The sequence below is a fragment of the Rothia sp. 11273D007AR genome, from assembly GCF_053547255.1.
In genome coordinates this window covers 141747-157062 of the sequence record NZ_JBPPWJ010000001.1, presented here as the reverse complement: position 1 = coordinate 157062, position 15316 = coordinate 141747, and the positions used below count along the sequence as shown (strand labels likewise).

General features: G+C 62.1%; 11 protein-coding genes. 1 reads left to right on the top strand and 10 read right to left on the bottom strand.

The window, feature by feature from the left end:
* Positions 1-77: 77 nt before the first annotated feature.
* The 4 genes from infB to ACED88_RS00705 all read right to left on the bottom strand — a co-directional run bounded on the left by infB (position 78) and on the right by ACED88_RS00705 (position 5358).
* Positions 78-2936, bottom strand: coding sequence for a translation initiation factor IF-2 (infB, locus tag ACED88_RS00720; protein WP_449108456.1), 2859 nt, complete (start codon positions 2934-2936; stop codon positions 78-80).
* Positions 2937-3165: 229 nt separating this feature from the next.
* Positions 3166-3387 carry a YlxR family protein gene (locus ACED88_RS00715; RefSeq protein ID WP_272878699.1) on the bottom strand — a complete coding sequence of 74 codons (222 nt, stop codon included), beginning with the start codon at positions 3385-3387 and terminating at the stop codon, positions 3166-3168.
* A gap of 194 nt (positions 3388-3581) precedes the next feature.
* On the bottom strand, positions 3582-4622 hold the full coding sequence (gene nusA, locus ACED88_RS00710; protein ID WP_449108455.1) for a transcription termination factor NusA: 1041 nt from the start codon (positions 4620-4622) through the stop codon (positions 3582-3584).
* Between the two features lie 136 nt (positions 4623-4758).
* Positions 4759-5358 (bottom strand): ribosome maturation factor RimP, encoded by a 600-nt coding sequence (locus ACED88_RS00705; RefSeq protein ID WP_449108454.1) that lies wholly within the window; start codon positions 5356-5358, stop codon positions 4759-4761.
* Between the two features lie 164 nt (positions 5359-5522).
* Here ACED88_RS00705 and ACED88_RS00700 point away from each other — a divergent pair, with 164 nt between their 5' ends.
* Complete coding sequence (locus ACED88_RS00700) at positions 5523-6419, top strand: hypothetical protein (protein WP_449108453.1); 897 nt, start codon at positions 5523-5525, stop codon at positions 6417-6419.
* Here ACED88_RS00700 and ACED88_RS00695 read toward each other — a convergent pair.
* From ACED88_RS00695 to ACED88_RS00670, 6 genes are all read right to left on the bottom strand, one after another.
* Positions 6416-7216 (bottom strand): TSUP family transporter, encoded by an 801-nt coding sequence (locus ACED88_RS00695; protein ID WP_449108452.1) that lies wholly within the window; start codon positions 7214-7216, stop codon positions 6416-6418. The genes ACED88_RS00700 and ACED88_RS00695 overlap by 4 nt on opposite strands.
* A gap of 109 nt (positions 7217-7325) precedes the next feature.
* Positions 7326-9125 carry a proline--tRNA ligase gene (locus tag ACED88_RS00690; protein ID WP_449108451.1) on the bottom strand — a complete coding sequence of 600 codons (1800 nt, stop codon included), beginning with the start codon at positions 9123-9125 and terminating at the stop codon, positions 7326-7328.
* Between the two features lie 199 nt (positions 9126-9324).
* Positions 9325-10992, bottom strand: coding sequence for a hypothetical protein (locus ACED88_RS00685; protein WP_449108450.1), 1668 nt, complete (start codon positions 10990-10992; stop codon positions 9325-9327).
* Between the two features lie 175 nt (positions 10993-11167).
* Positions 11168-12361: a GNAT family N-acetyltransferase gene (locus ACED88_RS00680; RefSeq protein WP_449108449.1), complete on the bottom strand. Its 1194-nt coding sequence runs from the start codon at positions 12359-12361 to the stop codon at positions 11168-11170.
* A gap of 21 nt (positions 12362-12382) precedes the next feature.
* Positions 12383-13546, bottom strand: a complete 1164-nt coding sequence (ispG, locus tag ACED88_RS00675) for a flavodoxin-dependent (E)-4-hydroxy-3-methylbut-2-enyl-diphosphate synthase (protein ID WP_185173294.1) — start codon at positions 13544-13546, stop codon at positions 12383-12385.
* Positions 13547-13875: 329 nt separating this feature from the next.
* Entirely contained in the window at positions 13876-15273 is a 1398-nt protein-coding gene (locus ACED88_RS00670) for a M50 family metallopeptidase (protein WP_449108448.1), read from the bottom strand.
* Between the last annotated feature and the right edge of the window lie 43 nt (positions 15274-15316).

The window sequence follows — 15316 nt, the reverse complement described above, 5'->3', positions numbered from 1 at the left end:
CGGGTCTGGTGTTAAGGGATGCCGGCGGGTGGGGCATCCCGCCCGCCGACGTCCTTAATAATCAACCAGGTAGAAGCCTAGACGCGGGGCTTTTCCTGCATCTCCCAGGTTTCAATGACATCGCCTTCCTTGATGTCGTTGAAGGAGCCCAGGCCGATACCACACTCGTAGCCTTCGCGTACTTCGGTGGCGTCGTCCTTGAAGCGGCGCAGGGATTCGATGGTGAGGTTGTCGGCGACAACCGCACCGTCGCGTACCAGGCGGGCCTTGGAGTTGCGCTTGATGATGCCGGTCTTGACGATGGAGCCTGCGATGTTGCCCCACTTGGAGGAGCGGAAGACCTCGCGGATTTCGGCAGAACCGAGTTCGACTTCTTCGTATTCGGGCTTGAGCATACCCTTGACGGCAGCTTCGACTTCTTCGATAGCGCGGTAGATGACGGAGTAGAACTTCATTTCTACGCCTTCACGGTCGGCAAGTTCTGCCACGCGTTCGGCGGGGCGCACATTGAAGCCGATGATGATTGCGTTATCGACGGTTGCCAGGTTGACGTCGTTCTGGGTAATAGCACCTACACCGCGGTGGATGACGCGCAGCTGAACTTCGTCGCCACCTGCCTCGATCTTCATGAGGGACTCTTCCAGTGCTTCAACAGCACCGGAGACGTCGCCCTTGATGATGAGGTTGAGGGTGTCCATCTTGCCTTCGGCCACGGCGGCGTCGAAGGATTCGAGGGTAACGCGCTTGCGACGCTTGGCCAGCTGGGCGTTGCGGTCGGCTGCTTCACGCTTTTCAGCGATCTGGCGGGCGGTGCGCTCTTCTTCGGTGGAGAGGAAGGTGTCGCCTGCACGGGGTACGGTGTTGAGACCCAGTACCTGAACGGGGCGTGAGGGGCCAGCCTCTTCAACGTTGTTGCCGTTCTCATCGAACATGGCGCGAACGCGGCCGTAGGCGGAGCCTGCGACGATGGCGTCGCCAACGCGCAGGGTACCGGACTGGACGAGGACGGTGGTGACGGCACCGCGGCCCTTGTCGAGGTTAGCTTCGATGGCTACGCCGCGGGCTTCCTTGTTGGGGTTAGCCTTCAGTTCGAGGGCGCCGTCGGCGGTCAGGGTGACGGCTGCGAGCAGTTCGTCGATGTTCTTACCCTGGCGGGCTGAGACCTCTACGAACATGGTGTCGCCACCGTATTCTTCGGGTACCAGGCCGTATTCGGTGAGCTGACCGCGGATCTTGTCGGGGTTAGCGCCTTCCTTATCGATCTTGTTGACGGCAACAACGATCGGTACGCCTGCGGCCTGGGCGTGGTTGAGGGCTTCAACGGTCTGGGGCATAACGCCGTCGTCCGCTGCGACAACAAGAATCGCGATGTCGGTGACCTTGGCACCGCGGGCACGCATGGCGGTGAAGGCCTCGTGACCGGGGGTGTCGATGAAGGTCAGGTAGCGCTCTTCACCTTCGACCTCGGTGTGGATCTGGTAAGCACCGATGTGCTGGGTGATGCCGCCGGCTTCACCGTCGATGACGTTGGTGTTGCGGATGGCGTCGAGCAGGCGGGTCTTACCGTGGTCGACGTGACCCATGACGGTCACGACGGGCGGGCGTACTTCAAGTACTTCGTCGCCCTCAGCCTCGGCTTCGGCAGCCAGGTTGATGTCGAAGGATTCGAGCAGTTCGCGCTCTTCGTCCTCGGGGGAAACGATCTTGATGACGTAGCCCAGTTCGGCGCCGAGCAGCTCGAAGGTGTCCTCGTCGAGGGACTGGGTCTGGGTTGCCATTTCGCCCAGGTGAATCAGTACGGTCACCAGGGCTGCGGCGTTTGCGCCAATCTTCTCGGCGAAGTCCATCAGTGAGGCACCGCGACGCATACGAATCTCGGTGGTACCGTCGCCGTGGGGTACGGCTACGCCACCGATGGTAGGCTGACGCAGCTGTTCTTCACGACGCAGAGCTGACTTAGTCTTGCCCTTCTTCTTTTTGCCGCCACCGCGACCGAAGGCACCCTGGGCGTTGCCGCGACCGCCACCGGGGCCACCGCGACCGGGGCCGCGGTTGAAGCCGCCACCGTTACCGCCGCCGGGGCCGCCTGAGCCGCGACGGGGGCCGCCACCTGAGGGGGCACCGGCGCCACCACGGGCACCGACGTTACCGCTCATCTTGGTGGGCATCATGTTGGGTGAGGGGCGGTTGCCGCCACCTGCGGGTGCGGGGCGGGGTGCGCCGCCGGCAGGACGGGGGCCACCGGCACCTGCGCCTGCAGGGCGGGGGGCGTTGTTGCGTCCACCTGCGGGGCGGGGGCCACCGGCGCCGGCAGGACGGGGGCCGCCGGGGTTGTTGCCACGGGCGTTACGGCCGCCTGCGGGGCGAGGACCACCTGAACGGCCGCCTTCACCGCGCTCATTGCGGTCGTTGCGCTTGCCCATGCCCTGGGAGGGGGCGAAGGGGTTGTTGCCGGGGCGGGGGCCGGGCTTAGCGCCAGCGGGCTTGGGAGCTGCGGGCTTAGGGGCTGCCGGCTTAGGTGCAGACATGCCCTGGGTGGTGGAGAAGGGGTTGTTGCCGGGGCGGGGGCCAGCGGGCTTCGCGGCGGCGTCCTTCTTCTCAGCGGAAGGTGCAGCCTCAGCCGCGGGCTTGGGGGCTGCCGGGGTAGCCGGCTTGGGTGCGGGAGCACCGGGCTTAGGAGCGGACGCACCCGGCTTAGGTGCAGATGCACCGGGCTTGGGGGCGGACGCGGGGGCAGCAGCCTTCTTCTCAGCGGCGGGGGCCTCTGCGGAGGCACCGGCGTTGGGGAAGGCAGCACGCAGTTTCTTAACTACGGGCGGTTCAAGGGTTGATGATGCACCCTTGACGAACTCGCCAAGTTCCTGAAGCTTAGCGACAGCTTCTTTAGAGGGGATTCCGAGTTCTTTAGCGATCTCGTGAACGCGGGGCTTAGCCACTTTTCTCCTGTTCTGGTTCGCACCGAACAGGGGCGAACCTTCAGTTTGTATGAGGTTTCAGCTGGGGTTCAGCTGGGTTTTTGCCGGTGGGTGAGCACAGGAAAGTACTCATTGCACGGCACTCATCGGGTTTCCATCAGTTTTCTGACTCGCTTTCGTACACAGTAAGTCGTCAAACTCGTTGACATTGTTGGTTCGCCACCCCTGGCGGGGTCGAACCGGCCCTCCCCTATGCGGGGATCACCAGTTCGTTGGCTTCGACCCGGGTTCTAAAGGCCCTGGCCAGCGCATTTTTTTTGAGCGCAAGGGCAAGGCATTCGGGTGTGTGGTGGAGCCAGGCTCCACGCCCCGGGAGGTTTTTGGCCCGGTCAAAGACTGCACGCGGGGGTTCAGTCTGTGTGAGGGCAATACGGACGAGGTCGTGGGCGGGTGCTGTGGTTCGGCAGCCGATGCAGGTGCGGACGGGGGTGTGCAGCTGGGGTGCTCCCTTCGTGTTGTTCGCTTGTTTCCTGCAGGCTCTTTGGTGCTGAACCTGCGGGCATGGCTGGCCGCCGACCAGTCATGAGCACTCTATGGTGATATGACCTCTATAGACCAGTTTAGCCCCCTTGCGGGGGCTAACGGCAAATATGTTAGTCAGCTCTCTTATTCAGCGGCGGCTTCGGGGGCTTCTTCAGCACCCTCTTCGTTCGCTGCACGGGCTGCTGCCATCGCGGCCTCGTACTTGGAGGCTGAGATGATATCGATGCGCCAGCCGGTGAGCTTAGCGGCCAGGCGGGCGTTCTGCCCTTCTTTGCCAATAGCCAGTGAAAGCTGGTCATCGGGCACAATCGCGCGGGCAGAGAAGGTCTTGCGCTCGGTCACGGTGACTTCGCTAACCTTGGCCGGTGAAAGGGCGGCGGCGATGAACTCTTCGGGGCTCTCTGAGTGATCGACGATATCAATCTTCTCGTTGTTGAGTTCACCCATCACGGCGCGCACGCGGGCACCCATTTCGCCGATGCAGGAACCCTTGGGGTTGACGCCGGGCTTGGTGGCGCGGACTGCAATCTTGGTGCGGTGGCCAGCTTCGCGGGCAATCGCCATGATTTCTACCGAGCCGTCAGCAATCTCGGGGACTTCGTGCTCGAAGAGGCGGCGCACCAGGTTGGGGTGGGAACGAGAGAGTACGATGGAGGGGCCCTTGGGGCCGCGCTTGGCTTCCAGCACGTAGGCGCGGATGCGGGTGTTGTGGGCGTAACGCTCACCGGGCACCTGCTCGTTGGTGGGCAGCACAGCTTCAAGGGTGCCCAAATCAACGTGAATCATGCGGGGGTTGGGGCCCTGCTGGATAACACCTGAAATCAGCTGACCTTCGCGGTCTTTAAACTCACCGAGCACGGCTGAATCCTGGGCATCGCGCAGGCGCTGCTGAATGACCTGGCGGGCGGTAGAAGCCGCGATACGACCAAAGTTGTTGGGGGTATCGTCGAACTCACCAATCTGCTGGTCATCTTCATCGAGCTCAGGAGCCCAGATGGTGACCTTGCCGCTGGTGCGGTCAAGCTCAGCGCGTGAGCCGCGGATAGCACCGGGCTGCTTCTGGTAGGCCAGGAGGATGGCGCTCTCAATCATCGGGATCAGGGTGTCGATTGAGATATCGCGCTCTTTTTCGAGCAGGCGGAGGTTGCTCAAATCAATGTCCATAGTTGGCCCTTCCGTGTAACACGGTGCCGGGGCAAAAAGCTCCGGCACCGCTTGCGGTGTATGTTCGCGCACCTACGGTGCGCTGCCTCAAAAGTATTGAGTTGTGGTCTTGTCTTTATATTCTAGCGATTACTTGCTAGCGGTTGAATTCAATTTCAACCTTTGCAGCAGAAATTGTGACCCAGGGCAGGGTAACGGCGTCGCGGTAGCTTTCGGGTTGGCCCTTCTTGGTTTCCTTCTTGCGGCGAATAACCGGCCCCTCATCGGTGACGAAGTCGAGGCGGGCCAGGTACTTCTCTCCCCCGGCTTCGGTAATCTCAATCAGACGGTCGATTGAGCGCTTCCAGTGGCGGGTTTCGGTCAGGGGGCTGGTCACACCGCGCGATGACACCTCAAGAGAGTAGGGCACTTCACCGTCATCAGCAGCGTCAAGAGCGGCTGACAGGGCCTGGGAAACCTCAGCGATTGTATCGAGCGACAGGGCATCGGTACGGTCTTCGGGGTAGTCCACCACGATTTCTAGGGTGCGGTTAGCGCCACTGCCCTTAGCGGTCAGCTTCTCCAGCACCAGCTTGAACTCCTGCTCCACCACCCGGGTGACGGCCTCACGCACGCCCTCGACGCTCACAAAGCTACCGACGGGGGCTTTCTTGGTGATGCCCTGCTCAGCGCGGGCAGCGGCCCGGCGCTCGCGGGCGTTGGGGGCGTCCTTTTTACTGGCTTTGGGTGATGCCATCGCGCGTAGCTCCTGGTGTCTAGGGGTAGGTAAATCCATTCAAGCCTACCACCGGCTCCCCGTACGTCAGCCGAGAATTCGCTGAGGGCGGGCAGGCTACGGGACTTTTTGGCAGAATGGGAGGTGGGCTCTTGCCCGTCCGTTTTTGTGAGAGGTAGCTGCCTATGAATCGCTCTGTTCGTCTGACCCCGGTACTTGTGGCCGCGCTATTAGCTGGTCTGCTGGTGGTGCTCCTTGCTGTGGGCTGGTTTTCGCAGCGGCAGGCGGAGCAGGTCCGCGCTGACCTTAGCGATCAGAGCACCATGGCTGCTGAGCTGACCGCCCTGCAGCAGGCAGCTAGTGAATCGGGGCAGGACGCACTGGGTCAGGCGGCACAGGCTGCCCTTGAGTCCCTTGCGCCTGCGGCTCAGGACGTAACGGTTACGGAGTATGAGCCGGTAGAGCAGCAGCTACAGAGCACGGTTTCGGCCCTGCTGGAGCTAGGTTTTGCGACCCAGGACGCCGGTGATCGGGCTCGGGCTCTCACCGCCGTTGTCGATGTATGGCAGGCTGCCCGCCAGGACGGGCTGGCTACCTCGGCTTACCCCGAGGCTCTGACCGATGAGGTAGCACAAATCAGCAGCTACACCTGCGATGACGAGGGGCTTGCTGCCGGTGCCCCCGATAGTTCGGGCAGTGAACAGGCTGTACAGCCCACCTCCCTACTACCCCTGCAGCAGAGTATCTATCAGCTCAACTACGTCAGTGAGGTCTACGCTGCCCGCGCCGAGCAGGGCTATGCGGACGTAGCAGCCCAGGCCACTCAGCTAGCAACAGCTACCACCGATATGGGGCACTTAGCCGCCCCCGTGCTGACCTGCTACGGGGTCTTTGAGGCGCCCGCGGCGTCCTACCCCATCGCCGACGCAGCGGACGCCCCTCAGCAGCTCACCGACTTCACCGCGGCTATTGAATCCAACGCCCGCGCTGCCCTGGCCGACCAGACCCTTGCCACGTCAGCAGATGATATTGAAGCCCTCGCCCTCATTCTGGCCCTCGACAGCCAGGAGCTTGCCGACTAAAGGGAAGTCAGAATATCGGCGCCCAGCTTGATGATGAGGGCGCTGACCACCACAATCATCATCCAGCGAATAAAGCGGCTCCCCCGGGCCAGCGCCGTACGCGCTCCCAGGTAGCCACCCACCATATTCGCTGCTCCCAGCAAGAGACCAAGCGCCCACACCTGCTGACCTGCCACCGCAAACAGCACCAGGGCCCCCAGGTTGGTAGCGGCATTAATAATCTTGGTCTGAGCAGTTGCCTGCAAGAAGCTGTAGCCCATTAAAGACACCATGGCCATCATCAGAAAAGAGCCGGTGCCAGGGCCCAGAAGCCCGTCATAAAAACCGATAGTTGCGCCGATTCCCAGCCCCACCATGAGGTGCTTGAGCCCCCGGTGTTTGAGCTGGGTCAGTTCGCCGAGTGAAGGCTTGAACACCGTGTAGACCAGCACCATTATCAGGGCCAGTACGATGATGGGCTTAAAGAGTTCTTCGGGGAGGGCTGTGGCGACCAAGGCCCCGCCCATGCTGGTTACAAAGGCCAAGGACGCCGCAGGCAGGGTGGTGCGCACATCAACCGGGGTGCGCCGCAGGTAGGTTGCTGCGCTGGTGAGGGTACCGAAGACAGACCCCAGCTTGTTCACGGCGAGGGCTTGCACCGGTGATAGCCCAGGAACCATGAGAACCGCAGGAAGCTGAATCATGCCGCCGCCGCCCACAACGGCGTCCACCCAGCCAGCGGCTAGGGCAGCCAGAAGCAACAAAACTAGCGTGGTCGGCTCAAGGCCGAGAGAGTCAAAGCCGAGGGTGTCGAGCACGCTTCTGCCTTTCCTGGGAGTGCGGTTAAACCACAAGGTACCATCTAAGTCAGAAATGACCAGCTCGTTGGTGGTCTTTTCTGACTTAGATGGTACCTACCTGCGGGTGTTAGCGCTGAACCTCGGCCAGCAGCTCGGTCACGGCGTCCGCTACGGCAACCTCGCGGGCTTCGCCGCTGCGGCGGTCCTTGATTTCAACCTTGCCCTCGGCAAAACCGCGGCCGACTACCACGATTGTGGGCACGCCCAGCAGCTCAGCGTCGCCGAACTTCACACCGGGAGATACCTTGGGGCGGTCATCGAACATGACGTCAAGCCCGGCAGCTTCAAGGTCAGCAACCAGCTTTTCTGCGCCCTCTGCGATCTCGGTGCCCTTACCTGTCATCACCACGTGAACATCGGCCGGTGCCAGGTTACGGGGCCAAATCAGGCCCCTATCGTCGTGGTTGCCCTCGGCGATGGCGGCCAGGGCACGGGTTACGCCCACACCGTAGGAGCCCATAGTGACGGTCTGCAGCTTGCCGTTCTGGTCCAGCACCTTCAGGCCCAGGGCTTCTGCGTACTTGCGGCCCAGGGCGAAGATGTGGCCCATCTCGATACCGCGGGCAGCAATCAGGGGGCCGGAGCCGTCCGGAGCGGGGTCACCCTCGCGCACCTCGCAGGCCTCAATCACGCCGTCAGCTTCAAAGTCACGGCCCAGCACCAGGTCGTAGACGTGCTTCTGGTCCTCGTTAGCGCCGGTGATCCAGGCTGAGCCTTCAACCACGCGGGGATCAACGAAGTAGGGGATGCCGGTGGCTGACTCAGCGCCTAGCAGCTTCTCATTCAGGGTCAGACCGGGGCCAATGTAGCCCTTGACCAGCTGCGGGAACTTCTTGAAGTCCTCTTCGCTGGCAGCTTCAACCTCAACTTCGCCACCAACGCCCAGCAGGGCACCAACATTAACCTCAACGCGGCCCAGGTCAACGGCACGGTCGCCGGGTACGCCGATAGCAACCAGCTGGCGGGTACCGTCGGGCAGGATAACAGCCAGCACCACGTTCTTCAGGGTGTCGGCGGCAGTCCAGGGCTCACCCTCGCGCGGGTGCAGGGCGTTGGACTGGTCAACCAGGGTTTCAATGGTCGGTGAGTCGGGGGTCAGCTCAACGCGGGCAGCGGGGGTGGCTGACGCATCTACAGGCTCGGGCACCACGGTGGTCACGGCCTCAACGTTAGCCGCATAGCCGCCCTCGGAGCGCACGAAGGTGTCTTCACCAATCGGGGTGGGGTGCAGGAACTCCTCGGAACGGGAGCCACCCATAGCACCCGACTGGGCCTGGACAATAGCAATCTCAAGACCCAGGCGCTCAAAAATCTTGATGTAGGCGGCGCGGTGAGCCTGGTAGGCCTCTTCCAAGCCCTCATCATCGACGTTGAAGGAGTAGGAGTCCTTCATGATGAACTCACGGCCACGCAGCAGGCCGGCTCGGGGGCGGGCTTCATCGCGGTACTTGGTCTGAATCTGGTAGAGGTAAACCGGCAGGTCCTTGTAGGAGGTGTAGAGGTCCTTGACCAGCAGGGTGAACATTTCCTCGTGGGTGGGGGCCAGCAGCATGTCTGCGCCCTTACGGTCTTTCAGGCGGAAGAGGTTGTCGCCGTATTCTTCCCAGCGGTTGGTCGCTTCGTAGGGTTCGCGGGGAAGCAGAGCGGGGAAGTGAACTTCCTGTGCACCGATCGCGTTCATTTCTTCGCGCACGATGTTCTCAATCTTGCCCAGCACCTTCAGCCCCAGAGGCAGCCAGGTGTAGACGCCGGGGGCGGCACGGCGGATGTAGCCGGCACGTACCAGAAGCTTGTGGCTTGCGACTTCGGCGTCGACGGGGTCTTCACGCAGGGTGCGCAGGAACAGGTGGGACAGGCGCTGGACCAAGTGGTTTCTCGCTTCTCTCGTACGGGGCCCGTCCACCGACCGTGCAGGCCGGGGTGGGCATACTTATCTACCAGTTTACCGCCAACCGGCGGGGTGTGTACCCCGCCTTAAAGAGAGGACGCCGGCGCTCGCTCCCCTGCCCATAGGCAGGTAGGTGGGCACCGGCGTCCTCGCAGGAAAATCTGCTCGATCTAGGGGCTTAGAGACCCAGGGCGGTGTACCAAGCCAGCTTGGCCTGGCCCAGGTCGTTGAGCTCGGCGTTCATGAAAGCGGTTCCCTTGGTCCAGACCAGGGTGCCACCTTCAAACTGCTGGGTCACGATAGTGGTGCCATTAGCGGTTGCTTCGGTTGCTTCAGCAACGGGGGCACCGAGCATGGTCATCTCGTTCCAGATGTTCCAGTTACCGCCAGCTGCCCAGTCGTTGTAGGAGGAGAAACGGCCGCGGTCGGAGAGGTTGAGCGCCTCGGTCAGGGCTGAAGACTCAACGGGCTTAGCACCTGCCAGGGGCTTACCCTGAGCGTCAGCCTTGATGTAGACAACCTTGTTGGCGTCTACGCGCAGCTCGAGAACCTGCTGCAGGGGAATGTACTTAGCAGCTGACCAGTCGTAGGTGGTGTCGATTTCGGTACCGGTAGCGGTACGGTCCATCAGGCCCGCACCCCAGGTGACGGGGGACGCGGTGGTCTGGTTGTCCCAGTTGATGCAGGTGCCGTAATCGTCGTACTGGATGAAGTAGTGGGAAATGACCGCGGTGCCGGTGGAGTACAGGGCGTAACCGTGGTCATCCCAGGTAACGGGGGTTGAGCAGTTCTCAGCAGTGGTGTTGTAGAAGAGGGCACGCAGTTCGAGAGCGCCGGTCTTCCAGTGCTTGGTGTACTCGTTCTGGTAGAGGTAGGTGCCGTACTGGCCAGGGTTGGCCAGGTAGGATGCGAGCGCGTCGGTGTTGATCATCAGCGCGCGGTCCTGGGCAATGGAGTAGACCGCAGAGACATTACCACCGAAGTTCTGGGTTACCAGGTCAGCGGTTGCCTTGGTCAGCTCGCCGCCGGTTTCGGCAACGGCTACGCCGTTAGCGGCAGCAACCGCGCGGGCGTCAGCAATCTTGTTGGCTGCATCACCGAAGTTGGTGTCGGCGGGCGCCTCGGGCTCAGCCGGGGTCTCGGGTGCTACAGGCTCGGCACGAGTCTCGGGGGCAACCGGAGTTTCAGGAGCTACGGGCTCGGCAGGGGTTTCAGGAACTACCGGGGTTTCGGGTGCTACAGGCTCTGCCGGAGTCTCAGGTACTACCGGGGTTTCGGGCTCTGCCGGAGTCTCAGGAGCTACAGGCTCAGCAGGAGTCTCGGGGAGCACAGGGGTGGTTTCAACAACAGCGTTGTTGGTAAAGCAGGAGCGGGTCTTGGAGCGCTCTGCCTGCCAGGCCTTGGCTTCAGCTGAGTTGAGGTTGATGTAGGAGCCTGCCTGGGTCTTTTCGTCCAGCACTACGAGCCAGCGGGTCTTGCTGTCGTGGGTGGTGATGGAGAGACCACAGTGGCTGTGCTTCCAGGGGGCTGATTCAGCGTTACCGAACTTCTCAGCACCGCCGGCCTTCATGAAGGCTTCGCCGGCTGCGCCGGTGACTGCCTGCACGCCGCCGTACTTGCCCTGGGTGACGACACCGTTTTCGAAGGTCTGCTGGGTGGAGCCGTTGGCGAAGGTCTGCTGTTCGCCGGTTGCTGCACCGAGAACGTCCTTGTTCTTTTCCCAGTATGCGCCGATGGGGGTGGCGGTATCTACGGTCACGGCTTCTGCGGCGAAGGCGCCGGGAGCCATGGTCAGTGAGAGACCGAGGAGAGTGGATACGCCAAGAGGTGTACGGAGGCTCTTCAATGCTTTCCCTAAAAGTTTGTGGTGATCAAGTGCTCTGCGTCTGAAAAGGGTGGGTGGGGTTTCAGACCTGCGATGCAGAGTAAAAAGTGTGCACTCTCAAAATTACCAGCTTGCATTCAGGTAAAAAACCGCCCCTTTGGGGGACAAATGTGGTCCCACTGGGGGATATGTCTGTTTAAAACAGGACGGTTGCGAAGGTTGAGTGCTGCTGCCAGCCCGTTGCGGCGTAGAGGGCGCGAGCGGGGGCGTTGTAGTCATTGACGTAGAGGGAAAGGTGGGGGAAGCGCTGGCGAATGAGGTGGCAGGCTTGGGACAGGAGCACGGGGGCTAGGCGCTGGCCGCGATAGGCAGGGTGTAGCCATACCCCCTGTAGCTGGCAGGTAGAGTCGTGGGCAAGACCCAGGTCAGTTTTAAAAATGACCACGTTCTCGCTGTTGACGGCCACCAGGGTGCGGCCGGTACGGGTGAGTTCGTCGATACGGCGGGTGTAGCCTGCGGGGTCACGCGTCATGGGGTCGTAGCCGACTTCTTCGGTGAACATAGCGACGGACGCCCGCAGCAGGCTGGGTCTGTCATCGGTGCGGGCCCAGCGCACCGGCTCTGTGATGGCGGGAGCCCCGAGGGAGGGGCGGGCCAGGGGGGCGCGGACGAGCTCGCTCAGGTCAGCGGTCACGGGCAGCTCGAGAAGGGGTTGGTTTTCACGCACGTCAAAGGGGGTGGGCATGCGCGAAGCGAGGTGCGACCAGATTCCCATGACCGGTTCGCGGTGGCCAAAGATGGAGCCGATGCGCCGGTTGTGCCGCCAGATATAGGCCGCAACCTGGCGGTAGTGGGTCTCGGGCAGGGTGAGCGGAACGCAGTTGGCTCCCAGCCAGAAGGCTCCCACCAGGCAGTAGCGGGGTTCGGCAACCGCCGGGGTACGCGCGGACGCCGGCACTAGAGTCTCTGCCAGACCTGGTATGGCGGTGCGCGGAGCAGCTGCCTCTTCGGCAAAGTGGGCTCCAGCTGAGGTGCCGACCCTGGCGGTTGCCTTCGCAAACAGCCCCTCAAGGGTGGACCGCACACGGGCAGGTAGGCGCTCCCCCACGGTTTCGGTGAGGTGCGCAGCCGACCCGGCGGGGGCGTCCTTTGGTCCCATCTCTCCGGGGACTTCGCGGGGCACAAAGACACCCATGAAACCGTGGGGAGTTTTCAATGACGTCAGGGTACTAGGGGCTGGTAGGCCGAAGTGGTGCAGGTGCTCGGCGGCAAAGAGAAAGCCCACCGGGTCCGACTCAATCATAGTTTCAAGTTCCGCCCGGTCATCGATGGTGAGGGGGCGGATCAGGGCATCTTCTGCCCCGCGGGAGAAACGTGAAAAGACGGTCACGGTGGGCTTTTCTTCAGCTGCTTAGGAAACTGAGACGGTGGGTTCGCCTGAAAGGTCAATTTCACCGCGTTCTTCCATCTCGCGGGCGATGCGGTTGGCCTCTTCGATCAGGGTCTGCACGATATCTTCTTCGGGCACGGTCTTGATGACTTCACCCTTGACGAAGATCTGGCCCTTGCCGTTGCCAGAAGCTACGCCCAGGTCGGCCTCGCGAGCTTCGCCGGGGCCGTTGACGACGCAGCCCATGACGGCCACGCGCAGGGGCACCTTCATGCCTTCAAGACCCTTGGTGACGTTCTCAGCCAGTTCCCACACGTTCACCTGGGCGCGGCCGCAGGAGGGGCAGGAAACAATATCGAGCTTACGGGGGCGCAGGTTCAGGGACTCAAGAATCTGGGAGCCGACCTTGACCTCTTCAACCGGGGGTGCAGACAGGGAGACGCGGATGGTGTCGCCAATACCCTCTGAGAGCAGGGCGCCGAAGGCGGTCGCAGACTTAATGGTGCCCTGGAAAGCGGGGCCTGCTTCGGTGACGCCCAGGTGCAGGGGCCAGTCACCGGCAGCAGCTAGCTGGCGGTAGGCCTCAACCATAATGACGGGGTCGTTGTGCTTAACCGAAATCTTGAAGTCCTGGAAGCCGTGCTCCTCAAAGAGGGAGGCCTCCCACACCGCTGATTCGACGAGCGCCTCGGGGGTCGCCTTACCATACTTTTCCAGCAGGCGCTTATCGAGCGAACCGGCGTTCACACCGATACGGATCGAGGTACCGTGATCCTTAGCCGCTGCAGCGATTTCCTTAACCTGGTCATCGAACTTACGGATGTTACCGGGATTCACGCGCACAGCACCGCAGCCGGCTTCGATAGCGGCGAAGACGTACTTGGGCTGGAAGTGAATATCGGCAATAACGGGAATCTGGGACTGCTTAGCGATAATGGGCAGGGCTTCTGCGTCCTTATCGGTGGGGCAGGCAACGCGCACGATATCGCAACCGGCAGCCGTCAGCTCAGCAATCTGCTGCAGGGTCGCGCCAATGTCGTGGGTTTTGGTGGTGGTCATGGACTGCACCGAGATAGGAGATTCTGAGCCAACGCCTACGCTACCGACCTTAAACTGGCGGGTTTTACGGCGCGGAGCCAAAACGGGCGGCGGAGCAGCGGGCATTCCAAGGGCGACCGAGGTCAAATCTTCCTCCAAAGGTTCTTTGGCGGTGCGGTCTTGCGCACCTGTTCAACTATCTATTGTGCCACGCTTCAGCTCAAAGAGCGGTTGAGCTAAAGCACACAAGGGCAGGTAGGACACCCTCGCAGCTGATTGGAATGGATGAGCGGGGAGGGGGCGGGGACGCCCTCGCAGCCGACTGGCTGGGATGAGCGAGGATTTCCGCGAAGCGAAAAAGAAATCTTCGCGAATCAGCCGAGCCTGCGAGGCTGCATGAATTGAGCGAGCGCCCCGGCGCGAGCTCAAGAAGGTTAGTCGGCTAGAGGGCGGCCCCGTCTCGTCCGTTCTATCCCCTACAAAATACTCACCGGCTTGAAGATATCGGCGGCTACCAAAATCACGGTCATCAGCAGGAAGGCTCCGGCTACCACGTAGGTCAGGGGCAGCAGCTTGACGGGGTCGAAGGGGCCGGGGTCGCGGCGTCCGAGCAGTTTGGCGGTCTTGCGGCGGATACCCTCCCAGAGGGCGCCCAGAACGTGCCCGCCGTCGAGGGGCAGTAGGGGGATGAGGTTGAAGGCAAAGAGCATGAGGTTCATCTGGGCAACCAGGGACACCAGGGAGGCTGCCTTATCGCGCAGAATAATCTGGTCGTGGGCGGCAATTTCACCGGCAATGCGCCCCACACCCACAACTGAGACCGGGCTGTTGGCGTCGCGCTCGCCGTTGGTGACCAGGGTGACGGCTACCCCGTAGACGCGGGCGGGTAGCTTGATGAGGGTGGCCCCGATCCGTTGTAGGGACTCCCCTACTGTCGGTAGCACCTCGCCAATGGTTCCGGGGGTTAGTTCACTGGTGGGGCCGATGCCGATGAAGCCGACCTCCTGGGTCTGGTAGCTTCCGTCGGAGTTGGTGAGGTAGGTTCCGGTGAGTTCATCGTAGATAGGGCGGACGGTCAACATGGGGGTGATGGTGAGCTCTAGGCTCTGCCCGGCGCGCTCAACGGTGAGAGGCACCTCGGTGTCGGCGTTGGTACGAATCAGTTCGGTGAGCTGGTCCCAGCTGGTGATGGCCTGCCCGGCGAAAGAGGTAATGGTGTCCCCGGGTTGCAACCCTGCTGCATTGGCAGGAGATTGGGGGTCTTCGGCCCCGCACTCGGTGGAGTTAGCGGTGTCGGCGTTGGTGGAGTCAACGGTTTGTACGCACTGGGCAACGGTCTGGACGCTGGTGGTCGGCTGATAGGAGCCAAAACCGGTAACCAGCACCATGGTTGCCACCACACCGATGAGCAGGTTCATGAAAGGCCCACCCAGCATAATGATGATGCGCTTGTAGACCGGCAGCTGGTAGAAAAGCCTGCCCTGGTCTGCCTCGGTAATACGTTCAGCGTCCGCCGCCCGTGCTTCGCGGGCAAGCTGCTGTAGGGGGCTGGTGCCGCCGGCACGCCCGTCCGCTCCGTCTTTGCCGGGCGGGTACATGCCAATCATAGAGATGTAGCCACCCAGGGGCAGGGCCTTGAAGCCGTATTCGGTTTCCCCGCGCCGCCAGGAGAAGATCGTCTTGCCAAAGCCAATCATGTACTGGGGTACGCGCACACCAAAGAGTTTGGCGGGCACCAGGTGCCCCAGCTCGTGTAGGGCAATAGATGCGGCGATAGCCAGGGCCATCAGCACTACACCGATGATGAACAGTAGGACGGTCACGCGGGGGTGCTCCTTGTAGATGCGGCGCCCGGGGGTGCTTGGGCAGGTCATCTGCCAGAGTACGCTATGGGGCTGGGAGCTGTCCCCTTACTGG

Bases quoted from the DNA above. Each gene is read 5' to 3' on its own strand.
- nusA (WP_449108455.1), bottom strand. From the start codon at position 4,622: ATGGACATTGATTTGAGCAACCTCCGCCTGCTCGAAAAAGAGCGCGAT.
- ACED88_RS00705 (WP_449108454.1), bottom strand. From the start codon at position 5,358: ATGGCATCACCCAAAGCCAGTAAAAAGGACGCCCCCAACGCCCGCGAG.
- ACED88_RS00700 (WP_449108453.1), top strand. From the start codon at position 5,523: ATGAATCGCTCTGTTCGTCTGACCCCGGTACTTGTGGCCGCGCTATTA.
- ACED88_RS00670 (WP_449108448.1), bottom strand. From the start codon at position 15,273: ATGACCTGCCCAAGCACCCCCGGGCGCCGCATCTACAAGGAGCACCCC.